This window comes from Pseudomonas sp. HY2-MNA-CIBAN-0224 (assembly GCF_040310285.1).
Lineage (GTDB): Bacteria > Pseudomonadota > Gammaproteobacteria > Pseudomonadales > Pseudomonadaceae > Aquipseudomonas > Aquipseudomonas helleri.
This window is the reverse complement of sequence record NZ_JBEOPQ010000001.1, coordinates 49,341-71,639: the sequence shown is the minus strand read 5'-3', so window position 1 is coordinate 71,639 and position 22,299 is coordinate 49,341. Positions and strand designations below refer to the sequence as shown.

The following is a 22,299-nucleotide window of genomic DNA, read 5'->3' as shown; positions in this document are numbered from 1 at the left end:
ACTCAGAGCCCCAGGGTCAGGCCAAGCACGCATGCAAGCACGACCAAGGCGCGACGAATGCCTGCCATTGGCTGCGCTGTACGCATCACACGGTTCGGTCGGGCATAAGGAAACAGTGCCCGATCAATCCAGTAACCGAGGACGCCACCGAGCGTGACCAGACCGGCTTTGTAGAGCACCACCGGCAATTTGGTCGGCGCAACAACCGACAAGCCAATCAGAAGAATCAGCGTGATAACGGTCCAGTTGGTCATTCGTGGCGCGTGAGGTCTGCGTTTTAAAAAGTGAGGTCTCATTGATGTGCTCGTGGCGAGTTGAGGGAACTGCGCAGTGCGCTTAGGTGTTGCGCCGCAACGACGGGATTACCTTGAATGTGTACCGGCTTGCGGTATTCACCGATGGCGGGACCAGCAGGCGCAGCGGCAGGGCGGAATCGCTCTCGCTCCCGTACGTGCTTTTCAGCAAGCGCTTCACCCTGGAGAACATAAGAGCGCACCATTTCCACCCATTCGGCTGGGACCTTTTCCCACAAGGTTTTACGGGAAAGATCATCCCCAGCAGCGAGAATCAGGCGCGCATGCTGACGCGGCCACTTGGGCCGTGTAACTTTTTGGGGAGCGGGATCTGAGCGCATGGTGCGAACCTGCCGTTATGGGGTACGGAGGTAAGCTTCGCGTGAAGAGCTGGATGCTGGCGTTTCGTCGCCGCGTAAGAAAAAGCCCGCTCAATGGCGGGCTTGCTGAGAAAAGTTTTTACTTTGGGTCAAGTAGTCCGTTATCTCTACCCGCCTGAATAGTCTTGTATGCTGCGATATGAGTCAGCCCCGAAGTACCATCGTGAGGTGTTCTGAGGACTAGATACATTGCCAGCACCGCAGCGCAGTTCCAGTCCTTTTTTCCGTCAGCAAGAGCGCTATAGACCACATCAAGTAATTCGTAGTGAGTTATAGGGACTTCGGCAGCGTCCAGCTTTTGGCGTGTGAATATCACCATATTAGCTACGTTCTCCGCCTCATTACCCTCAGTCAAATTATTGTGGCACTGCTGAGCTGCTCTCTGGGTCATTTCGAGCAACTGCTCTTCTCTCTGGCTTGTAGAATTAATCCCTCGAACTTTATCTTTCTCTGCAAAAAGCTCTGCTATGGACTCAACCGAATAGCTTTGAGCCCATACATCTGAACCAAAAGTAAGACCTAGCACTAAAGCACAAACAGTCCATTTCATCAGTGAATCGTCCCTTCATCAAAACCAAACAGGTCGGGTTCGCTCTTCCGGTGAAGCACGCGTTGTCGAGCAAGGATGTCATAGATAGTCTGGCTGATAAGGCGATACTTTCGAGCCAGGTCAATCGGGTGCATGTTGTTTTCTCGCCAGTCATGGAAGATCGCAGCATCACGCATGGCCCTTTTCAATGAGTCGCCTCGGGGTAGATAAACGACACTGCCACCCAACGTATCGCAGATCGCAAAGACCACATGACGAGCTAGCTCAGGTGGAGTCGCTCCGTCTTTTAACTCTGTCTTCAACTTAGCCTCGGCGATCTCGACCATTTCTTTCAGCGTACCCTCCCAGCGGGTGATCACGGCAGGATCTTGCATATGCGCAAGCACCTTGGCCGGATCGAGCTTGTCGCTGTCGTCAGGGAAAAGTTGTTCAGTCATGACTCTGGTCTCCCATGGCGTCGCGCATCATAAGTCAGCGCGGCAACCATTTTTCGTAATTGGTCTGGGTCCAGCCATTCGACCCGTTCTACCTTGAACATACGATACGCCATGCCATCAGCATACGCCCAGGATCGTTTTGCCTCTGCAAGAAAAGCCTCAATTTTACCCACCAGTTTTGCACGATCTGGTGCAGCCACAGGAGCTTTTCGACCATGTTTTTTGGATGGCCCCGAGGTCCAGCCCAAGCGGGTGAACTCGGCCAGGACAGCACCAATCTGGCGGGGATTCAGATCTTTCGCCGAACGAACACCTGCCACACGGGCCAGTAAGGAGCGATACGTTTCATCGTCCAGGCCCAAATCTTTTTTAGCTATGTGGATTTTGCTGAGTTGCAGATTTCGTGTGCTCACGGTCTTGCTCCATTCATAAGTGCCCTGAATGCAACTGGGTCGCTTCGGGACAGTCTCGCAGCGCCATGGATGACCATGGTGAGCGCGTGTTCTGTTTCGTCGAGTTCCCCGGCGATACGGATTTGTTCCAGCTCACTTTGGGTTCCACGGTAGAGTTCTATCTTGAGTTTTTTGGCACCCATAGCCACGCGCTTATCCTTCTCGCGCTTGCGCTGAGCGCGTTTTCGCTCGCGTGCCAGACGGGTCTTTCGTTGCTTAGGGGTTTCGTCTGTCATTGGTTGGCTGCTCATCAGTACCGGACAACCACGTCCGGCAGACAGCCCCGGCGTACCAGGGCGGTTTCGCTTAGTTGAGTGAGAGCTGATCCTGGCCGTTAACACCGTGATTCAGACGCACATCGCCCGCAGCGATAATTCCGTACAAGGCATCGGTCGTGGATCGCATTCCATTGCTCTTGTTAGCGTTTCGGTCTCGACAATCAAGCTTTTCCGTATCCGCGTGATTCTTCAGCATGTATGCCACCATTGCCTGGGACGATTCATCCTTTCCAGCAAAAGCCATGACCTGCTTACGTACAGCCGACACCCAGGCCGAGCAGAACACATCGGCGCGCTTGGTCTTGGTTGCGGGCTTGCAGCGCTTCAACTGAGTGCTAATAAAGTCTCGGCGCGACTGGCGAACCTGACGGAGCAAAAGAGTCATGGTGTAGCTGGCCAGCTCCGCCAGTTCGCCGATGAAGCGCCACTCACCAATACCTGACATGAAAAGAACTTTGCAGGCATAGGCTTGGCTCACGGCCCCCACAAGGTTGGCTTCCCACTGTGGCGGGGTGATCTTGGAGCCACTACGAGCCGCGCACTCGTACACGTCGGAAAGGTGAACATCAGATTCTTCCAAGCGGTACTTTTCCATCAGAGCACGGGCTTGGCGCATCGCGGCAGCGGCTTCGTGGGGGTTGTCGCTTGCTGCCAGGCGCAGCAGTTTCTTGATTTTTTCCAAAGCCTTGTTGTGGTTCATGTCGTCACATCTCGTTGATACGGGTGATGCTGGTGTTATTGGCCAGCAGATGTTTTTTCAGTGAGTTGAAGCTTTTCCAAGACCAGTCATAGGTGATGAATTTGACTGCCTGAGCTTCGGCGGCTTTGCGTTTTCCGTAGACCTTTTGATAGAACTCAATTTCTTTTTTGGTATGAAGGGCACGAGTCACCTTGCGGTAAAAGCGGCGAGCCTCCTCATGTTCGGGCTCCCCGGTTCTGTGGTTGCAGGCCAACCAGGCCCCCTTCAAATATCCATCCACATAGACCAGCGTTGACCAGCTTTTTTTGGTGCTGTCAGTCTGCTGTGATAGGTGGATCTCAAAGCCATCACACTTGAGCTTCATGAAGCCCCAAGGGCTTGCCATCTGCTCTTTCAATGCATCCCAATCGGATTGCTCCATCGTTTCCTCGGCTGCTCATCAGTACCAGGCAACCACGCCTGGCAGACCGCCTCGGAAGACCGGGGCGGTTTCGCATCAGTGAATGGTTGGTTTAGATGTTGCTTGTGCACGGTCTGCTTGGCATTGCTCGCAGCTACAGGCAGTAGGTTTCAGGAGGCTTGGAGCTATGGTTGCCAAACTAAGAGCAAGCCGTGCCGCAGGACCTAGCCTGTCCGTCAGCTTGGATGAGCCCGAGAGATTTATGGTGACGCCCAAATCATCGTCGTCATTAATGGTGATCGTGTACTGAGCCATGGGTACTCCTGGAGATACTTGATAGGTTCTTGGCATTTCTGCCGGGTTAGATGTCGTCAGCGTTTTTGAAGTGGTAGTGGTAAAGAGCCAACATTGCTGGACCGCCTTCCTGAGTTTCCTCTACGCACTCAACTTCTGCGTCAGGACACAGTTTCTGGATCAACCGATCAGCCGCTTTTCTGGCTGACTCCGCTGAAGAAGCTGTGGTTTTGTAACCTGGTGCTTTGGCCTGGTATGCGCCCGTGCTGTAAAAGCACCTGATGGTGATTGTTCTCATTTCAAACCCCCGCGATATCGAGGCTGATGGGTTCGTATTGATCGGTATCGCCGACACGTTGATAGACGCGGATATAGGATTTAGAACCAACTACCTGGCAGGCATCGCCGATGGCCTGCATGGCACGCTGCCAACGCTCATCACTGATCTCCATCCGACGCAGCGCCAATACACGCGCTGTTCGGATATCGCCTTTTTGGTCAGTACGAAAAGCATCGTTAACCAAGGTGACGACTTCAGGGCGAGCGCCTGTTGTCCAATCGCGCAGGCATTCGTCGATCAGGGCACGAGCCGCCTGTAAGCGCTCGTCAAAGGCAATACTTTCCTGCACAGCGCGCATGATCTTGTAACGCCCATCGAAGCTGATCAGGCTGACGTTTCCTTTCTTGCCGCCGATCTGTGCGCCGTATTGCTCCGCACTAAGCTCGACAAAGGCTTCAATGTCGCCGAAGGCACAAGCCTTGAACTTGGCCAAAACTTCACTGGCTGCACGTGCTTTTTCAACCAGACCGAGCACCAAAGCATCTCTTTCAAGGTCGATGGGCTTGATCATGCTTTCGGGGATCAACCGCTTCTGAGCATCAATGCGGTAGCCTTCTGGAATGGTCTGTTGTGTATTCATTGTTGAATTCCTTAATGCAGAGTTGGGCGCGACCATTCGGAAGGTCGGGAGGCGCTGATGGATTCACGCCATTTCAAGGTCACGCCTTGAAAAAGCACGCTGAAGTGGGTGCTGCCAGCAGTCTTATGCCGCGTATAACCCGTGGAGTGGCCCTGCTTAACCAAGCCTTGGCCTGACTCGGGACTGATGACGAGGATGTTTTCGGCTGGATAGAAACCCTGGATGCGAATGCCTTGAGCCTGCAGGGCACGGGCTGCGGTGTTGAATACGCGCAGACGGTCAGCCAAGCTTTGATTCAGCACTTTCAGTTGGATGCGACTATTGGAGGCGAGCATGGACGATCTCCTTGTTGATGCAGTCGGGGTTGATTGAACAGTGCTGACAAGCGCGCCAACGCTGCATGGCCTGCGGGTTGTGGGTTGGCGCTGGTTTTTCGCGATAGCTTTGGCACTGGTCAGAAGTGACAGTCGCTTCCAGAGCTACGCACTCGATGCGCCCCAGGGTCTCCATTACGCGGCGCTCGACACCTGATGTGCTGGGCGAGCTGTAGCGATTTGCCAAAACCAGACTGACAGCGGTTCGGCTCATGCCGATGCGTTCGCCGGTCTTGGTTTTATTGCTCGCTGCAACTTCAGCTGCGAGCAATCGCACAAATAAAGGGACCTCGTCACCCCAAGCCGAAAGGTTGACCTGACTCATTTGCGCACCACCTGGTCAGCTTGACGCCAAACCACTTGATCTAGGTTAGGGTCATAGACCTGCTTGAAGTCACGCTGATAGATCGGGTGCTTCGGACCGGTATAGCGCGAAGGAACCAAGCGAAATCGGGTCTTATCACCCGCTGTGCCACCGCTACGAGTCAGATATCCAGCCTTGGCAAGACCGCTCAAATAAACATGCGCCCCGAACTCACTGATGGTGACGCCATTGACACTGGCAGCTGTTGCAGCCTCGGCGGCGCTGAACTCACCAAGAATGCGCAGCGCACGCCAAATGTTCTCGGCACCGGCTGCATATTTGGAAATCTTTCCATCTTTGGTGACACGGGGAGCTTCGACGCCTTCATCTTTAATAAGAGTCCATTCAGCATCAAAGCGGTCCACGTTACGGACCTTGGTTACAATTCCTGCTTTCTCCATGTCACGGAAGTAGGCACGTACTGCTTGATCATCCAGCCCTGACTTACGTGCAACCGCATAGGTTGTCAGGGCTTTAGGACCTGCATTAACTGAGCGAATCGCTTCCCAGATATGTTGTCGCGGGGATTTACCACCGACCATAATCAAGTGCGCGGGTCTGTTTTTAGCCATCACTCAAGCCCTCCGCGATGGCGCTTCGCCGGTGAACCAACCACGTGCGCCCCAGCCAGCAAGATCAATACTGTCGACGCACAAGGCTTGGGTCTCGCTGTAGACCTTGTACAAGTTGACGGCAACACGGCGCAGGCAGCCGTTAACTTTCTTGCGCAGGTCATCAAGCAAGTCATCAGCAAAGTGCAGTTTCGGGTAGCTTGATTCGGCCAAAGCCCGAAGATCATCAAGAGTGGCGCGTTGGGCAGGCACCCACTCCAGAACCCGGTTGTGCAGACGTTCAAGCTTGGCAAGACTGCTGGGGACGCGCTCTTCTCCAATCAAGACAATGGTGCCTTCGCTTGCGTTGTAGAGGTCCGTCAATACGTTGGCGACTGCCTTCTCCAGCAGGTATTGCACGTCGTCAATCAGCAGAGGGCGTCCACTGCGAGACAATTGTTCGGCGACCTGGTCAACCATCAACGAAAGGGTTGCAGCAGGAGCAATACCCATCTCACGCAAAATGGCCTGCAGAAAAGCCTTCTTGCTCCAGGTATCACGGCACTCTACGTAGTAGGCGCGGTGCTGATTCGCTGCGAAGGCAGCGCCTACGCTTTTACCCAAACCGCTCGCGCCGTACATCACCACCAGCCCAGGCAAGCCCGCAGGGCGTGCATGAGTGCGCGCGATAGCGGCAGACAAAAGGCCAACGTTAGTCAGGGGCACAATCTTGGTGATACTCATAATTTGACTCCTAAAGGTCTTTTTAAGCGCTGGCTTGTTTGGCGAACTCGAACATCTGACGGATCGACATGAAGTCCGGGTGCTGCGGATAACGGGAGTGCCACTGTGTCTCTTCGGGATTCAGCGATTCGCCGCTAGTTAAGCGGGCATCGAGTTGGTTCCAAAGGCGATAGCGGGCAGTTGGGTCGGTGGGAAGCTCAAAGGTCGGTGCTTGCGGTGCTGACAGTTGGGCAAAGCGCTGAGCTTCGGCCAGTTGCTCAAGCGGCAAGTCATAGGGGGAAGATGCAGATCCAATGACATGCATTTCAACGTCCTGGCCTGTGATGGTTTTTGCCTTTTTGACCAGCCGTGACAGTTGCCCGCGCTCGCGTTTTTCGCTGGCTTTTTCCAACATTGTTTTCGGCATTGCAGGGCTAGCGTTTCCGTCAAGCAGAGCTTCTCCAAGCAGGTCTCCATCCTGGGAGTGGATCCATACACGGCTGGCATCGCGGAAGTCATAGGCGACACGGACCTGTTCACCGTGGAAGCCGTCCAGATCCTTGAGGAAATAGGTGCCGGTGTTCCATTGCACCTGACAACGGTGCACGGTGCGCTCAACCTGTGGGCGGGTCAGGCTTTCAACGATGCGGGGGTCAGCCAGCAATGGCTCCCAACCCTCAACCTCGGCGGACTTCCACGCTTCCATAGGACTCTGGTGGCGTTTGCGCATGGTTTGGAGGTCACGAAACTTGGGCAGTCCACGGTGCGGGCGGCGGTTGTACTCATCGAGTGCCTGCTGCAAGTCTGAAAAAAAGACCGCGAACTCAGGGACGACTGTTGGGGCAATACCCAAAGCAAGCTGCTTGCGTGAAAGCTTATGCGTTTTAGTGGCGGCCTCTTTATCCATATCGGCGCCAATGTAGCTGTCGAAGGATTTGGCGAGCCTGACAAGGATTGTTTTGTGGGGGCGCTCAATCACGCCTCGGGCCTGTGAGTTGTAAGGCAGCGAGTGGGTGATGGTGCCGCCTAGACGGTCATTGACTTCGTAGACGGTGGCGTTATCAAAGCCGCTACCGTTGTCGACGTAGAAGATTTTATACATGCCACAGCGGCTTACGCCGTCACGCAAGGTATCCAGCGTGGCCAGAGTTGATTCGGCCAGGTTGACCGAAAAGCCCACGATTCGGCGCGTGGCCCAGTCAATGACCATGGTTATTTCTGGCCGAAAAATCTGCCCGGTCAGCGGGTTAATAACCTCAGCATCAAAAGTATGGCCGTCAGCCACCCAGACATCATTCGGCCAAAGCACGTCGGCTTGGCGGCGGTTGTAGGCTTTTAGAGCATTCAGCTCATGTGGCCCCATACGGCCGCGCTCACGAACCGATGGACTGAGCTTTTTCAGCCAGCGGCGTACGGCGTGAATGCTTGGGCAAACACTGGCTTGGATGTCCTGGTGCAACTGCTTGAACTGCTCGTACGCCGCTTCAACGCTCGGCTTCTGCGGGCGCTGGTAGTGTTTGAGGAATTCTGCTGCCCAAGCCGGGACGCTCATGTCTTTTTGGCGGCGGGCTGGAGCCAGGCCTGTTTCGCCGTGGGCGCGGTAATCCGCAAGCCAGCGCTTAAGCGTGCGCTCGGACAGGGTTCGGTCTTCAGTCTTGCGGTCGTTGGCGCGTATGACGCGGTCATTCAAGTAGGGGCTGAGGTCGCCAGTTTTTGCCAATGCGACCAGAGTCAGGATGGCGCGGTTTTGGCTGACTACCTTGCTCATACGTTCAATTTCGCGTACGAACGCGAGTCGCGCAGTCATCACGGATGATTGAGCATCACTCAACCGTGACGCATTTTCTACGTCACGCCCTGAGATAAGTACATGAGTGTCGGCAAGGATCTCCGGGGTGCTGTTAGCTACTGCCGCAGCGATAAGTGCCGCTTGTGTTTCCTTGGGTAAAACTGCGAATGCATACTCTATGGCTTTACTTCCAAGGCGGCGCTGACCCTCCCAGCACTCGCGCTGGGCAACTTTGCGGATACCTTGGACAGTGCCCGGCATGCTGGGCAAACCAGCAAGCTCCTGGGGCGTGTACCAGCTACGCATTATGATCACCCAACATTTTCTTCAACTCGCGAGCTTGTCGAGTGGCATTAGCAGCAACCCGCTCCAGTCTGCCCAGCTCGGTATCCAGGGCTTCACGGCCATAAGCCACGCGGCCACCACGCAAATGCACTTGCCAATTTGTCAGAACATGGCTGGCACAAACTTCTTCTAATAGCGCTGCTCTATATAGAGGAAGGTTGTGATCTGTTCGGGCAGGACTCGACCAAGCGTCTAACATGTTCTTGCTAACGTCGTCGCCTGACAGGCGAGACATGCGAGCAGCAATCTCATAACGGTCCAGTTCAGATCCTTTGAGGATCTCGCTCACCAACTCGCTGACTTGCGATGCGTAGTTGCCAAGTCCAGGGACTGAAAGTACTGGTTGTGGGACTGAGAAAATGTCTAACGTTTTGTCATCTTTTGGGTGACGCATGTTCAGGCACTCCTTGCCGCTTTACAGTGTCCAACCGGATAGAGTCCGGTATCCTTGCTGTAGGGGGCGTTTACTTCCGCCCGCGTAGGGCGCTGTCGGTGAGGTGTGCCGTCAGAGTTCCAACGCTCGGGCCAGATGTCGGCGGGGGCTAGACTTAGAGCGTCAGCCAAGGAGCGTTCGATACGCGGGTAAGGAGTGCTTTTGGCATTGCGGATAGCGCGGTCGGTGACTTTCAACACGCGTGCAAGTTCGGCCATAGAGGTGCCACGAACACGGAGTTGGTATTTGATCCACTCCCATCGGTTATCTGGGTCAGTGGGCATGTCGATATCGCTCATAGTTTTGAACCATCTTCACGGGTGGCTTTTTGGACGTCAGACGTCCTTTTTTTGGGATGTCTAACGTCCTGTTGCGGATAAACATATCTCGAAAACAGGATTCAGTAAACCGTTTTCGGGAGTTTCTATTCCCTTTTTCGGGCGCGTCGCCCGTAAAGTAGATTTAGAGCATAGAAATCAATGGCTTATGGCGAAAAGAAACAAAAGAAACAGGCTGGAGAAGATGTTTCTTTTTCATATTCGGGATTAGAAACCCGAATAGCGGCTGTTGCAGACCTTTATGAGTCTCGAAAACAGGCTGCTTTAACGGCTGGTGCAGCGCTATCGTCACTCCAGCGCTGGATAGCTGGCGACGGAATGCCAGCGTTTGATTCCGTAGCCTTGCTGGCTGCGGCAAAGAAGGTTTCCCTCGACTGGATAGCCACGGGAAATGGTGAAATGTTTTTGAGCGGCGGCGCTAAGGTGCGCGAGGTAAACGTTGAAGATGTCTATTCGTATGTACCGCTATACGATGCTCACTGTAGCGCTGGCCATGGATCATGGACCGAGGGCGCACAGGTATTGACTCAGCTCGCCTTCACGACCTACTCACTACGTAAGCAAGGGCTTGACCCATCAAAGCTTTCAGCAATTCGCGTAGATGGCGATTCGATGGAAAGCATACTGAGCCATGGGGATACGGTCGTGATTGACCATGGTCGAAACTCGCTTGAGGGGGAGGCGATCTATGTCATCCGCCTCGATGACCACTTATATGCTAAGCGCTTGCAGCGACAATTCGACGGAGCCGTCAGTATCATTAGCCAGAACAAGGAGTACCAGACGATGACCGTCCCAAAGGAGCGCTTAGGTGATCTAGAGATTATCGGTCGGGTGGTCTGGGCTGGTGGTTGGATTTAGACAGTTACCGACCTATGCCAAAGAGCTCGCTAGATTCGGGCTCTTCGCTCTAACGTGACTGTTTATTGTTTTGCCGCTCTTTGGCACCGTTTCCAACTCCCAGATCAATCATCACTTCTTCCAATCCCCCCGGCCTACTCAGGCTGCCCAGCTTTGCCCCGTTAAATCTCAGTTCTTCCCACCGGCTTCCTCACTGGTGTCAAAGCTGTCACTAACTCACACTGACCCGGTCACTGTAGGAGCGAGCTTGCTCGCGATCTTTTGATCTTGATCTACCCGCCCCTTCGGGAGGCCGAGTGGAGGTTTCGCGCAGTGGGTGTCCCGGCATGGATGCCGGGAGAGCCGCGATGGGCCATGGATGGCCCGTGGCGGCGTGCCCACGGAGCGGGACCGGAGCGAGGGAACCTGAGCGCAGCGAAGGCCGTACGCCGGGGCAAGGCCTTTTTGGGTACTTTTGTGGCTGTTTGACAAAAGTGCCTCGCTGTAAGAGCGAAACCCGTAAAAATCCGTTGCGCAGCCAATGGATATGTACGCCGACGCAAGGCCTTTCAAGATCAAAAGATCGCGAGACAAGCTCGCTCCTGCCGTTGGATGGTGGTTGGGGTATTCCCACACAAACAACGGTATTGATAATTAATCTCAATTAAATTAACGTCGCCGCGCTTTCAGGCTCATCACTTTTGAGTTCACCCTTGAACGACTCCAACGCCAGGCTGCAACTCTATCTCGAGCATCGCATCGCTTTGATCAACTACGCCAAGGTGGTCGTGGGTGATCACGCGCGCGCTGAAGATGTGGTGCAGGATGCCTTTTTGCGCTTTTGCGCCAGTACTGAAGAGGTCGTCGAGCAACCCGTGGCGTATCTGTATCGCATCGTCCGTAATCTAGCCCTGGACACCGTTCGCCGCCAGGCCGCAGAGAAACGTCAGCAGCAGTCGCCGCCACAATGGATGCGCCCCGGGCACGAGTTGTCACCCGAGCAACGGGTGGTGCACAGTGATGACGCCAGCCGTATTGCTGCTACGCTGGCCAGCCTGCCCGAGCAAATGCGCATCGCTGTAGAGATGCATCGCCTGGGCGGTTTCACATTGCAGCAAACCGCCGATCATCTCAAAATCTCGCTTTCCAGCGCTCATCGCCTGGTCAAGGATGCCATCGTTCACCTGGCTTCAAGCGTCGCCACCCACGACTCTGGCCACAGCGCGCACAGTAAGGAACGCCCGTATGCATAACGCCCCCCTGCCCCGGACTGTCTCGGCGCAAAGCCTGGAAGACGCCGGCCAGTGGCTGCTGGACCTGCAACAGCAACCCGAGCGTTTCGAGGAGTTCGATCGCTGGCTGCACAGCCACGAGGAGCACTTTGAGGCCTGGGCGCAGGTCAATCGTGCGTGGGAAGCCCTCGGCTCGCACTCCCCAAGCACCGAGCAACAATGGCCACAGGCGCCTTCGAACGTCACAACGCTCACACCGCGCGCGCGCCTGCCGCTGCTGGCCGCAGCCTGCATTAGCGCTTTGGCGGTGTGCGCAGCGCTGGTGCTGAGCCCGAACTGGCGGACGGATTACAGCACCGGGACCGCGCAGACCCGTGAGGTCACCCTGAGTGACGGCAGCCGCCTGACCCTGGCGCCGCAAAGCGCGATTAACGTGAGCTTCGACAATCACCAGCGTCAGGTCACGCTGGTGCAGGGCGAAGTGTTTTTCGACGTGGTGCATGACGCCAGCAAACCGTTTGAAGTGCGCAGCGAAGAAGCCGTGATCAGGGTCTTGGGCACCGCCTTCGACGTGGCACAGCGCCAAGCTGGCCTGAGTGTCGAGGTGCGCGACGGCACTGTCGGCGTCAACAAACAGTACCGGCTAGGCGCAGGCCAGCGTTTGTGGATCGACCGCAACACCGGCAACGCCACGCAATCTCTGGTCATGCCTGATGAAGTCGCAGGCTGGATCAAAGGCGCGCAGTTTTTTGAAAACGCCAGCGTTGCCCAAGTGGTGGAACAACTCGACCGCTACCAGCGCGGCTGGATCGTGATTAATGATCCGGCCCTGGCCAACAAACGCGTGACCGGCCTTTACGACATGCGCGATACCCGGCGCGCACTGCAAGCCCTGGTCGCGCCGATTGGCGGTGAAGTGCGTCAGTACTCGCCTCTGCTGACGGTGATTGGCACTGCCAAAAAAGCTAAATGAAAAATATTTTCGTTATCACTGAAAAAAATCCTGAAGGTGTTCGTCTTTGTAGCTCCTTGTATTGCGAATGACTCGTAATACCAAAACAAAAGGCGATGAAGCATGGGTAACCGATCACACGTTGCGCACTCCAAAGTACCGGTGGCGCTGGCCGTACTGTGTGTGGCAATCAACAGCGCGATTTTCCATCCGCAGTCGGCGGTGGCGGCAGAACCCAGCGCGCAGCCGAGTGATCAGGCTACCCGTTTCTTCGATATCCCGGCTCAGCCGCTGACCAACGCCCTCAGCGCTTTTGCGCGTCAGGCCAATCTGCAACTGGGTCTGGCGGCCGGGCTGGTAGATGGTCTGCAAGCCCCTGCCGTGCGCGGCAATTTCAGCAACGAACAGGCCTTGCGCCAGTTGCTCGGCGATGCGCCGGTCAGCTGGAAAATCGACGGCCAGCGCAGCCTGATCCTCAGCCCGCGCAGCGAGGCCAGTACCGGCCTGGACGGTGATCTGGACGAATCTGAACTGCTCGGCGCCGTGACCATCAAAGGTGGCCAGAGCAGCCGCTTGACCGGCCCGGCCGCGCAGGTTTACACCCAGGCAGGCTCAAGCGTGTATATCTCCGGCGAGACCATCAATCGCTTTCGCGGCTCCTCCCCGGCCGACATTCTCAAGGGCGTGCCTGGCGTGCAAACCGGTGACACCCGCAACGGCGGCGCGCTGGATGTGAACATCCGTGGCATTCAGGGCCAGAGCCGCGTACCGGTGACCATCGACGGCAGCCAGCAAGCGATTGACGCCTATCGCGGATACGGCGGCATGCAGCAACGCAGCTACATCGACCCCGACCTGATCAGCGACATCACCGTCGATAAAGGCCCAAGCCTGGGCGCCGATGCCGCGGGCGCCATCGGTGGCATGGTGAAGATGAAAACCCTGCAACCCAAAGACATTCTCAAAGACGGCGAAACCACCGGTTTCCGTCTCAAGGGCGATATCTCCAGCAACAGCGTCGACCGCCCGCACGAGTACAACGCCACCCCGCGCAAAGGCAGCAACAGCATTTTCGACCCGCAGGCGCATTCGGGCAGCGCGGCGTTTGCCAGCACCAGTGACACCATCGATTTTGTCGCGGCCTATACCCAGCGCGAAAGCGGCAACTACTACGCCGGTAAAAAGGGCTTCAAGGATTACCAGGTGTTCAAACAAGTGCGTCGCTGGGACCCGGCGACCAAGCAGTACGTCTATAGAACCGAAGAGGCCAACGGCCCGGCCAAAGTGTTCAAGGCCGGCAACGAAGTGCTCAACACCTCCACCGACTCCAAAGCGGTATTGCTCAAGACCATCATCAAGCCGTCACCGGATCAGGCCCTTGAGCTGGCCTATCGCTGGACCGATGGCGAATACGGCGAAGTGATGCCCTCGCGCATCATCCGCAACACCACCGGCACTGTGCCGCAGTGGCAGCCCGGCACCATGCGGATCAACGCCTACACCGCACGCTACACCTTCAAGCCTGAAGACAACCCGCTGATCGACTTGAGCGCCAACGCCTGGGTGACCAAGGCCCAGAGCAAGGCCTACAACGGCTTGAGTACCGTGACCCCGTTGTTTGGCTATGAAGGCGAGCCGGATCAACTGAGCGAAGACGGCTATCAGGACGCCCTGCTTAACCGCAGCAAGGATTTGCGCTGGGGCACGGACGTGAGCAACACCTCACGCTTCGACACCCAGGTCGGCAAATTCGCCTGGAACTATGGCGCCTCTTACCAGAACGAAAAACTGCGCCCTGACGACAACTCGCCCGTGCTGCAATCTGACCTCGAACAAAACCGCTTTATCCGCAGCGGCGACCGCCAGGAAGGCAGCCTGGTCAGCTCGCTGCAATGGGCACCGATCAAGCCGTTGACCTTTACCGTGGGCGGACGCTATAGCGAGTTCCACAGCAAAGACCACAACCAGTTGGCCAGCCCCGCAACCTTTGCCAATCGCCCGGTTCGCTGGACATGGCTGTACAAAGGCAATGACCGCTTCGGTTATGTGTACTGGCGCCCGGACCAGCAAGGCAACTTCACCAAGGACTCGCTCAACGCCACGCCGTACGAAAAAGGCACGGTGGGTGACACCGGCTACGATAACTTCGAAGCCAATGACACCGAGATGAAGAAATTCGCCACCAGCTACAGCTATGCCAAGCCGATTGAACGTCGCGACCATGCCTTTACGCCTTCATTCGGCGTGAAGTACGACATCAACGACAGCAGCTTCGTGTACCTCAACTACAGCGAAGGCGTGCGCATGCCAAGCCTGTTCGAGTCCACCCTGGGCTTGTTCACGGCGGCCGTGCCCGGTGCCAACCTGAAACCTGAGCGCAGCAAGAACTGGGAAGTGGGCGCCAGCACCCTGAAGAACGACGTGTTCCTCGACGGCGACAGCGCCGCTGCCAAGCTGGCGTACTTCGACAACAAGATCGAAAACTACATCACCCGTGACTATCAGGACATCTTCGCCGGCAACCTGCAAAACGTTGACAGCTTCAGGGTCAAGGGCGTCGAGTTGCAGACCAGCTACGACATGGGCCGCGTGTTCACTGATGTATCCGCCACCTACTACCTGAACGCCAAAACCTGTGCCCCGGACCTCGCACAAAAACTGCGCGACGACGGCACCCCGACGCCTAACTGCGTGGACGGCGGTTTCCCGGGTTCTTACACCAACACCCAAAACCCGCCCAAGTACTCGGTCAACACCACGGTCGGAACACGCTGGTTTGACAACCATCTGGTCCTCGGTGGGCGCATGGTCTACAACAGCGCACCGACCGCCAAACTGAACAAGCCGTGGAACGATGGCATTACCACCAACCAGATCTACTACCGCCAATCGGCGATTTTCGACCTGTTTGCCAGCTACGAAATCTACAAGGGCACGCAAATCGACTTCGGCGTGCAAAACCTGACCAACGTGTATTACCTCGACCCGCTGGCACAAAGCTTTATGCCTGCACCGGGGCGCACGATGCGCACAGGTCTGACAGTCAAGTTCTGACCTGATTGCGGTTAAAACACGGGATGCCCACGGGTATCCCGTTTTACGTTGATTACTATTGATGAGCTCATGACCTACCTGAACCAATCGCGCAAGGCGCTCTGGAGCGTGGCCACGCTGATCACCCTGAGCGTGTACACGGGCATCACCGTCTGGCTGTTGCACACCTCACCGATGCCCTCGGCCGAGGCAGCACCGGCGGCGATGATGATCGAGCTGGCCGCCGTGCCCGTGGCACAAGTGGTCGAACAAGACCTGCAAGTAGCGCCTGACAAACTGATGCAAAAACAGATCAGCACGCCATCGGCCAAACCGCCCAAAGAGGTGGTAAAAAAAGTCACGCCCACCCCGCAACCGTCACCGGCCAAACAGGCCAAATCGCCCTTCAAGGACACCGCCCACGGGACCTATCAAAGCGCACCGCAGCAGGGAGCGGAGATTCAGGCACCGCCGAAAAAGCAGGAAGAACAGCCAGCGTCGTCGACCACCACCGCCCCGCCCAAACTTGACGCGCAAAAGGCGGCGACCACTGCGGCGGCAGAGTCCTCGCGCGGCGCTGCTGATCCGGCGTTGAAAGTGCAATGGGAAGCGCAGTTGCTGGCACACCTGGAGCGCTTCAAGCGTTACCCGCAAAACGCCCGCGATCGGGGTGACCGGGGCGTGGCCTACTTGCGGTTTGAGATCGACAGCAATGGCAAGGTGCTAAGCGCCACGGTGGTGCGTTCAGCAGGTTTTAGCGAACTGGATAACGCCACCCTCGACATGATTAACCGCGCCTCGCCCGTACCGCGACCGCCAGAAGGCAGCAAGCTGCGGTTTACAGTGCCGGTGGTGTTTTCGAAATAGAGCTTTTGTGGGATCCGGGCCTGCCCGCGATGGGTTCGACACGGCGTCAACAGGCGCACCGGGTTGTATGTATCGCGAGCAAGCCCGCTCCCACCGGGCTTTGGGGCACGATTACACGCTGGCACAAAGAGTTACACATATGTGAGAATGATACGAATTCCTATTAGCATCTCTCTCCAGCGGCTCTGCATGTCATTCCTTACCCCGTCTTGCACATCCTCTTTGAACGCAGTGGTCGACGATCTGTTGGCCAACTACACCGAGCTGCGCCGCTATTTGTGCGGGCGTTTGCGCAACCCTGACGATGCGGCGGATATTGCCCAGTCCAGTTTCGCCCAGGCCTATGCCCATACGTTGAACAGCCCGGTGGCCAATCCTCGGGCGCTGTTGTTCAAGGCGGCGCGCAATCTGTGCATCGATCAATATCGCCGCCACAGCAGCGAGGTTGCAGCGCTGGATGACTGGATGAGCCGGCTCGATGTGCTGAGCCCCACCGTTGAAGAAATCGTCATTGCCCGCGAGCAATTGCAGCATTTGATCGAGCGCATCGAGCGCATGCCGCGCCTGCGCCGTGAGGTGTTTGTGCGGGTGCGGCTGGAGGGCTGTAGCCATCGCCAGGTGTGCGAGGAGCTTGGGCTGTCGGCCAAGTCAGTTGAGTTGCACATCGCCCGGGCCGTGTTTGATCTGTCTGAACTGAGCCTGGCTTGCCGCCATGTCTGAGCCGCTCTCTGCGCGCAAGGTGCAACAGGCACTGACGTATCTGGCCAAGCTCAATAGCGATGACCCTGTGCGGGTGGAGCAGGCCCACAAGCAACTGGCGCTCTGGCGCAGCCAAAGCAGTGAACACGAGCATGCCTGGCTTGAGGCCGAGCGGCGCTGGCAAATGATCCATCGTTTAACGCCACAGTTGCGCGGCACGGTGCAGTCGCAGCCGGTCAACCTGAGCCGTCGCCGCCTGCTGCGCCAGGGCACCGGGCTGCTGGCGGTAATCGGCGCATCGGGCTGGTTGAGCTGGCTGTGGCGCGAAACCAGACCTTTCACCCAGTCGCTGCTCACTGAACACGCCGAGCCGTCGCGTCCAGTCACCTTGCCCGATGGCAGCGAGCTGCTGCTGGCCGCTGAATCCAACGTGCGCGTTGAGTTCAGCCACGCTCAACGCCAGATAATGCTGCTGCACGGCAACGTATATTTCGACGTGGCCCACGAAACCTTGCGCAGTTTTGTCATTAATACCCGACTGGGCCAGATCAAGGTCCTGGGCACGGCGTTCAGTGTCAGCGACCGTGGCGGCTGTATTCAGGTGGCGGTGGCCCGCGGCCGGGTGCATGTGCAAGGGCTCAAGGGGGAAGCGAAAATCCTCACCGCCGGGCAGCACGTCAGCCTCAATGCCCAAGGCGAGATGATCGCGCTCAATCCGCACCGCCAGGCCGGGCCGGATATTGAAAACTGGCGCAAGGGCTGGTGGTCATACACCGATGCGCCGCTGTCCGAAGTGCTCGCTGAGTACAACGCTTATGCAGCCCGCCCTGTGCGGGTCAGCACCGACGCCGCACATTTGCGCCTGACCGGCAGTTTCCCCAGCGATAAACCGCAAATGCTGCTGCAAACGCTGCCGCGAATTCTGCCGGTACAACTGGTCAACAAGGCCGGTGAGTTCTATGTGCAATTGCGTTGAATTATTTTTGAGGGGTAAACGCGCCGAGGTCCGTCTTCACCCATAACTACACTCGAGTCAGGACTGACCATGTCGCATTACGCCTCCCCTTACCGCGGCCCACTGAGCCGCCTGGCACTGGCGTGCTCTCTGCTGTTCGGCGCCGGGACCGCTCTGGCGGGCAGCAACACGCCGCTCAACTTGAACCTGCCCGCACAGCCGCTGGAGGCTGCGGTTCATACCCTGGCCCGTGAAGCGGGCGTCGCCATTGCCGCCGACAGCCAATTGCTCGCCGGGCGCAGTGCGCAACCACTGAATGGTCAGTACACCCTGCATGAAGCCTTGCAGCACTTGTTGGCCAATACCGGGCTGGTCGCCAGCGAAGAAAACGGTGTGATCGTACTGCGCCAGGCGCAGATTGACGGCGCCCTGAACCTGGGTGAAACCCGGGTCAACGGTGCCGGCCTGGGCGCCAGTGATTTGCCTGAAGCCTACAGCGGCGGCCAGGTGGCCACCGGTGCTCGCTTGGGGCTGCTGGGAGATACCCAGATCATGGACACGCCGTTCAACATCACCTCCTACACCGCGCAAACCATCGAAAACCAGCAAAGCGGCACCGTGGGTGCAGTCCTGCGCAACGACCCGTCGATCCGCTTCAGCACCGGCGAAGGTCACGCGTATGAGAACTTCATGATCCGTGGTTTTTCCCTCGACTCGGCAGAGCTGGCACTCAATGGCTTGTACGGCATGGCCCCGGACGGCCACGTGCCGACCGAATTTCTGGACCGCGTAGAAGTGCTCAAAGGCCCGGGCGCCCTGCTGTCCGGCATGGCACCCAGCGGTGGCGTGGGCGGTGTGATTAACCTGGTGCCCAAACGCGCCGGGGAAAAACCGCTGACCCGCCTGACCACCAGCTATGTGTCTGACGGCTATTTTGCCGAGCACCTGGATTTCAGCCGTCGCCTGGGCGACGAACAGCGCTTTGGCATTCGCTTTAACGGCGTGTACGGCGACGGCGACACCGGCGTCGACAAACAGTCCAAGGAACGCACGCTCACGTCGCTGGCCATGGATTATCGTGGCGACGGCTGGAAGCTCGCACTGGACGCTTATGAAACCCACGAGCGGGCCATCAACGGCAGTCCGATGATGGTCGGCTTCAGCGACATTGGCCATGTGCTCAAGGCACCGAAGGCTGACACCAACATCCTCAAAGGCATCAGTGCCAAGCAAATCAGCAAGGCCGTGATTGTGCGCGGCGAATATGAACTCAACGACGACTGGACAACCTTCGCCAGCGCCGGGCGCTCGAAAAGCCGCTATCAGGGCTTTCTCAACGGCACCCGCCTGCGGGTCAACAATGACAAGGGCGACGCCACCGGCGAAACCTACAACCAGGCCGGCTATACCGCCAGTACCGCTTACGAGGCCGGTATTCGCGGGCATGTGACCACAGGCCCCATCGACCACAAGCTGGTGTTCACCGCCAGCCTGTTGCACCAGAACATTGGCCGGGCGCCCACCGTGACCGGCGCGCGCTACCCGAGCAACATCTACCACCCTGGCAAGCCAATTATTGCCGGGCACACGGGCTCCAACTCGAAAACCGGTGACAACACCCTCTCCAGCTTTGCCGTTGCCGACACCCTGGCCTTCGCTGATGACAAAGTGCTGCTAACGTTGGGAGCTCGTTCACAACGGGTGCGCCAGCAGATGAGCAAGCCAAAAACCTACGACGAACAAGCCATCACCCCGGCCGTGGGCCTGGTGATCAAACCCTGGGATGTGCCCGTGTCGTTGTATGCCAACTACATCGAAGGCTTGACCCAGGGCAACACCGTCGGCGACGTGACGGCGGCCAACTACGGCGATCAGTTCGAACCGTATAAGGCCAAGCAAGTGGAAGCCGGTGTGAAATGGGACCTGGGCACGTTTACCCATACCTTGAGTGCGTTCCAGATCGAGAAACCCAGCCTGATCCTCAACAAGGCCAGCAACCTTTACAGCGACGACGGCAAGCAACGTAACCGTGGTGTGGAATGGAACATGTTCGGTTCGATCATTCCTTCGGTGCGACTGCTGGGCGGTGTCACTTACACCCACGCCGAGCTGACCCGCACGGCCAACGGCGCGCTGGACGGCAACACCGCACGTGGCGTACCGAAGTGGTCGGCCAACCTGGGTGCCGAGTGGGACACGCCGTGGGTCGAAGGCCTGACCCTGAACACGCTGGTCATTCACAGCAGCTCGCAGTACCTGAATGACGCCAACACCCTGAAAATCCCGCAATGGACCCGTTATGACCTGGGTGCGCGTTACAGCACGCGCATCCTGAGCAAAGACGTAGTGTTCCGCGCCAGCCTGGAGAACGTCGAAAACCGTTCCTACTGGGCAGGCGTGTTCAACGATGGCTTCGCCACGGTCAGTGAACCGCGCACGCTGAAGCTCTCTACCAGCATCGACTTCTGAGGTGAGCATGAGTCCATTCAATCGCTGGAGCCTTGGTTGCCTGTTTAGCGCCATGGCCTGCGCGTCAGCCCTGGCGGTCGAACCGCTCAGCCAGGGCCAAAGCGTGCGCGCAAGTGTTGCCAAAACCCTGCAGCCCAGCTGGAGCCTGGCTCTCAAGGCCGGTGATCTGGTCCAGGGCAAGGTGGCAGGCGATGTCAACCTGCGCCTGCTTGACGCGCGGGGTAACCCGCTGCGCCTGCTGGTGGACGGCGCGGACCTGTCGCGGGACTTTATGTTCGTCGCCCGCGAAGATGGCCAGTACCTGCTGCGCGCTGAACAGTTGTCGACACGGCCACAGGCCGAGTTCACCCTCACCTTGAGCCAGGTGCTGGCGCTGAGCGAACAACAGCGCGCCCCGACCGCCCTGCTCAGCCCGGCCTTGGGCCAATTGGCAGAGCAACTGAAACAAGGCGCCACCACCCAAGCGTTCTGGAAAGACCGCGAGCAACAAGGCACGCCACTGGTTGAAGCGCTGGCTGACAGCCCCAACGAGCGACTGGTCACGTTTTTGTGGCGCGGGGCCCGGCAAAATGTGCGGCTGTTCGGCTCGCCTTCCGGCGGCCACGATGCCTTACAGCGCTTGGGCGACAGCGACGTCTGGTACGCCACGTACCGGGTGCCGTCCAGCGCCCGCTTGAGCTATCAATTGGCTCCGGACGTGCCAGAGGCCGGCGATCGCCGCACCCTCTTGGCCACGGCTCAGCGCGATCCGCTCAACCCGCACAGCTTCGGCAAGCAAAAATATGAGCCGAGCCTGACCCGCTCGGTCATGGAATTGCCAGATGCCCCGCCCCAGCCCTGGCTGAACAAACGCGCGCACGTGGCCCCCGGCAGCGTTGAGCGCGAATCCCTGAAAAGCGAGATTTTGGGCAACACCCGGGATGTTTACGTCTATCGCCCGGCGGGCTGGAATAACATCGACCAGCAGCCGGGCTTGCTGGTGCTGTTCGATGCTCACGCGTACACGCGTCAAGTGCCCACGCCGACGATTCTCGACAATTTGATTGCCGACGGCCTGATCCCGCCCACCGCAGCGTTGATCATTGCCAACCCGAGCGATGAAACCCGCCCTGTGGAGCTGCCGCCCAACGCGGATTTCGCCCGGTTTATGGCACAAGAGCTGATGCCGTGGGCCAAGCAACAAGGCCTGGCCACTGACGCCAGACACACAGTGGTCGCGGGCTCCAGCTATGGCGGGCTGGCCTCGGCCTGGCTTGGGCTGCAACACCCGGAACTGTTTGGTAATGTGCTGAGTTTGTCCGGCTCGTACTGGTGGAGCCCGCCAAACACTGAAGATCAATGGCTCGCCCGCCAATACGCGGCCAGCCCGCGGCTACCGTTACGCTTTTATTTGCAGGCGGGTTTGTTTGAGGACAAATCAGGTTCGCCTGGTGCCGGGATACTCGACAGCAACCGCCAACTGCGCAATGTCTTGCAGGCCAAGGGCTACCCGGTTGAACACGTTGAATACGCCAGCGGCCACGATTACCTGCAATGGCGGGGTTCACTGGCGTGCGGCTTGATCAGCTTGATAGGCAAGAGCCCCGAGACACCCGAGGCGTGTGTTCCGGTTGCGTTGAGGTAATAACGGC

At 57.7% G+C, this 22,299-nt stretch carries 24 protein-coding genes and 2 other RNA genes; 9 read left to right on the top strand and 17 right to left on the bottom strand.

The annotated features are described in order from the left end of the window. Positions 1-2 precede the first annotated feature (2 nt). From AAEZ03_RS00380 to AAEZ03_RS00300, 17 genes are all read right to left on the bottom strand, one after another. Entirely contained in the window at positions 3-254 is a 252-nt protein-coding gene (locus tag AAEZ03_RS00380; RefSeq protein WP_228390150.1) for a putative holin, read from the bottom strand. Between the two features lie 498 nt (positions 255-752). Next, on the bottom strand, positions 753-1,223 hold the full coding sequence (locus AAEZ03_RS00375) for a hypothetical protein (RefSeq protein ID WP_153367420.1): 471 nt from the start codon (positions 1,221-1,223) through the stop codon (positions 753-755). Further along, positions 1,223-1,660 (bottom strand): Mor transcription activator family protein, encoded by a 438-nt coding sequence (locus AAEZ03_RS00370; RefSeq protein WP_153367419.1) that lies wholly within the window; start codon positions 1,658-1,660, stop codon positions 1,223-1,225. Before AAEZ03_RS00370 ends, AAEZ03_RS00375 begins: the two co-directional genes overlap by 1 nt. Beyond that, positions 1,657-2,073 (bottom strand): phage protein GemA/Gp16 family protein, encoded by a 417-nt coding sequence (locus tag AAEZ03_RS00365; protein WP_323369710.1) that lies wholly within the window; start codon positions 2,071-2,073, stop codon positions 1,657-1,659. The genes AAEZ03_RS00370 and AAEZ03_RS00365 overlap by 4 nt, the downstream gene beginning before the upstream one ends. Continuing rightward, positions 2,070-2,348, bottom strand: coding sequence for a hypothetical protein (locus AAEZ03_RS00360; RefSeq protein ID WP_019407788.1), 279 nt, complete (start codon positions 2,346-2,348; stop codon positions 2,070-2,072). The genes AAEZ03_RS00365 and AAEZ03_RS00360 overlap by 4 nt, the downstream gene beginning before the upstream one ends. Position 2,349: 1 nt before the next feature. Then, an RNA gene (locus AAEZ03_RS00355) (hammerhead ribozyme type II) lies at positions 2,350-2,420 on the bottom strand. Further along, the gene (locus AAEZ03_RS00350) at positions 2,419-3,090 is read right to left on the bottom strand and encodes a DUF2786 domain-containing protein (RefSeq protein ID WP_350574901.1); all 672 of its coding nucleotides are present in this window, start codon (positions 3,088-3,090) and stop codon (positions 2,419-2,421) included. The genes AAEZ03_RS00355 and AAEZ03_RS00350 overlap by 2 nt, the downstream gene beginning before the upstream one ends. 4 nt (positions 3,091-3,094) lie before the next feature. After that, the gene (locus tag AAEZ03_RS00345; protein WP_019407790.1) at positions 3,095-3,511 is read right to left on the bottom strand and encodes a hypothetical protein; all 417 of its coding nucleotides are present in this window, start codon (positions 3,509-3,511) and stop codon (positions 3,095-3,097) included. A 5-nt stretch (positions 3,512-3,516) separates the two neighbouring features. Further along, positions 3,517-3,587: hammerhead ribozyme type II (locus tag AAEZ03_RS00340), an RNA gene on the bottom strand. Positions 3,588-4,083: 496 nt separating this feature from the next. After that, positions 4,084-4,704 carry a DUF3164 family protein gene (locus AAEZ03_RS00335; protein WP_019407792.1) on the bottom strand — a complete coding sequence of 207 codons (621 nt, stop codon included), beginning with the start codon at positions 4,702-4,704 and terminating at the stop codon, positions 4,084-4,086. A gap of 11 nt (positions 4,705-4,715) precedes the next feature. Beyond that, on the bottom strand, positions 4,716-5,039 hold the full coding sequence (locus AAEZ03_RS00330; RefSeq protein WP_019407793.1) for a hypothetical protein: 324 nt from the start codon (positions 5,037-5,039) through the stop codon (positions 4,716-4,718). Beyond that, positions 5,023-5,403, bottom strand: a complete 381-nt coding sequence (locus AAEZ03_RS00325; RefSeq protein WP_350574897.1) for a hypothetical protein — start codon at positions 5,401-5,403, stop codon at positions 5,023-5,025. Before AAEZ03_RS00325 ends, AAEZ03_RS00330 begins: the two co-directional genes overlap by 17 nt. Beyond that, positions 5,400-6,014, bottom strand: coding sequence for a MarR family transcriptional regulator (locus AAEZ03_RS00320; protein ID WP_228394067.1), 615 nt, complete (start codon positions 6,012-6,014; stop codon positions 5,400-5,402). The genes AAEZ03_RS00325 and AAEZ03_RS00320 overlap by 4 nt, the downstream gene beginning before the upstream one ends. Before the next feature lie 3 nt (positions 6,015-6,017). After that, the gene (locus AAEZ03_RS00315) at positions 6,018-6,737 is read right to left on the bottom strand and encodes an AAA family ATPase (RefSeq protein WP_019407796.1); all 720 of its coding nucleotides are present in this window, start codon (positions 6,735-6,737) and stop codon (positions 6,018-6,020) included. 22 nt (positions 6,738-6,759) lie between these two features. Beyond that, complete coding sequence (locus AAEZ03_RS00310) at positions 6,760-8,811, bottom strand: Mu transposase C-terminal domain-containing protein (protein ID WP_350574894.1); 2,052 nt, start codon at positions 8,809-8,811, stop codon at positions 6,760-6,762. Next, on the bottom strand, positions 8,804-9,244 hold the full coding sequence (locus AAEZ03_RS00305) for a hypothetical protein (protein ID WP_019407798.1): 441 nt from the start codon (positions 9,242-9,244) through the stop codon (positions 8,804-8,806). Before AAEZ03_RS00305 ends, AAEZ03_RS00310 begins: the two co-directional genes overlap by 8 nt. Before the next feature lie 2 nt (positions 9,245-9,246). Next, the gene (locus AAEZ03_RS00300) at positions 9,247-9,567 is read right to left on the bottom strand and encodes a helix-turn-helix domain-containing protein (RefSeq protein ID WP_228394066.1); all 321 of its coding nucleotides are present in this window, start codon (positions 9,565-9,567) and stop codon (positions 9,247-9,249) included. 195 nt (positions 9,568-9,762) lie between these two features. Here AAEZ03_RS00300 and AAEZ03_RS00295 point away from each other — a divergent pair, with 195 nt between their 5' ends. From AAEZ03_RS00295 to AAEZ03_RS00255, 9 genes are all read left to right on the top strand, one after another. Next, positions 9,763-10,482, top strand: coding sequence for a LexA family transcriptional regulator (locus AAEZ03_RS00295; RefSeq protein WP_019407799.1), 720 nt, complete (start codon positions 9,763-9,765; stop codon positions 10,480-10,482). 692 nt (positions 10,483-11,174) lie between these two features. Beyond that, positions 11,175-11,714: a sigma-70 family RNA polymerase sigma factor gene (locus tag AAEZ03_RS00290; protein WP_350574890.1), complete on the top strand. Its 540-nt coding sequence runs from the start codon at positions 11,175-11,177 to the stop codon at positions 11,712-11,714. After that, a complete protein-coding gene (locus AAEZ03_RS00285) occupies positions 11,707-12,666 on the top strand; it encodes a FecR family protein (RefSeq protein ID WP_350574887.1) in 960 nt (319 codons plus the stop codon). Before AAEZ03_RS00290 ends, AAEZ03_RS00285 begins: the two co-directional genes overlap by 8 nt. A 102-nt stretch (positions 12,667-12,768) precedes the next feature. Beyond that, the gene (locus AAEZ03_RS00280; RefSeq protein WP_350574884.1) at positions 12,769-15,699 is read left to right on the top strand and encodes a TonB-dependent receptor; all 2,931 of its coding nucleotides are present in this window, start codon (positions 12,769-12,771) and stop codon (positions 15,697-15,699) included. Positions 15,700-15,768: 69 nt separating this feature from the next. Continuing rightward, complete coding sequence (locus tag AAEZ03_RS00275) at positions 15,769-16,545, top strand: energy transducer TonB (RefSeq protein WP_350574881.1); 777 nt, start codon at positions 15,769-15,771, stop codon at positions 16,543-16,545. Between the two features lie 189 nt (positions 16,546-16,734). After that, positions 16,735-17,265 carry an RNA polymerase sigma factor gene (locus AAEZ03_RS00270; RefSeq protein ID WP_350574878.1) on the top strand — a complete coding sequence of 177 codons (531 nt, stop codon included), beginning with the start codon at positions 16,735-16,737 and terminating at the stop codon, positions 17,263-17,265. Continuing rightward, the gene (locus AAEZ03_RS00265) at positions 17,258-18,220 is read left to right on the top strand and encodes a FecR family protein (RefSeq protein WP_350574876.1); all 963 of its coding nucleotides are present in this window, start codon (positions 17,258-17,260) and stop codon (positions 18,218-18,220) included. Before AAEZ03_RS00270 ends, AAEZ03_RS00265 begins: the two co-directional genes overlap by 8 nt. A 69-nt stretch (positions 18,221-18,289) precedes the next feature. Beyond that, complete coding sequence (locus AAEZ03_RS00260) at positions 18,290-20,668, top strand: TonB-dependent siderophore receptor (protein ID WP_350574873.1); 2,379 nt, start codon at positions 18,290-18,292, stop codon at positions 20,666-20,668. A 7-nt stretch (positions 20,669-20,675) separates the two neighbouring features. Beyond that, entirely contained in the window at positions 20,676-22,292 is a 1,617-nt protein-coding gene (locus AAEZ03_RS00255; RefSeq protein ID WP_350574870.1) for an alpha/beta hydrolase, read from the top strand. The last annotated feature ends 7 nt before the right edge of the window (positions 22,293-22,299 follow it).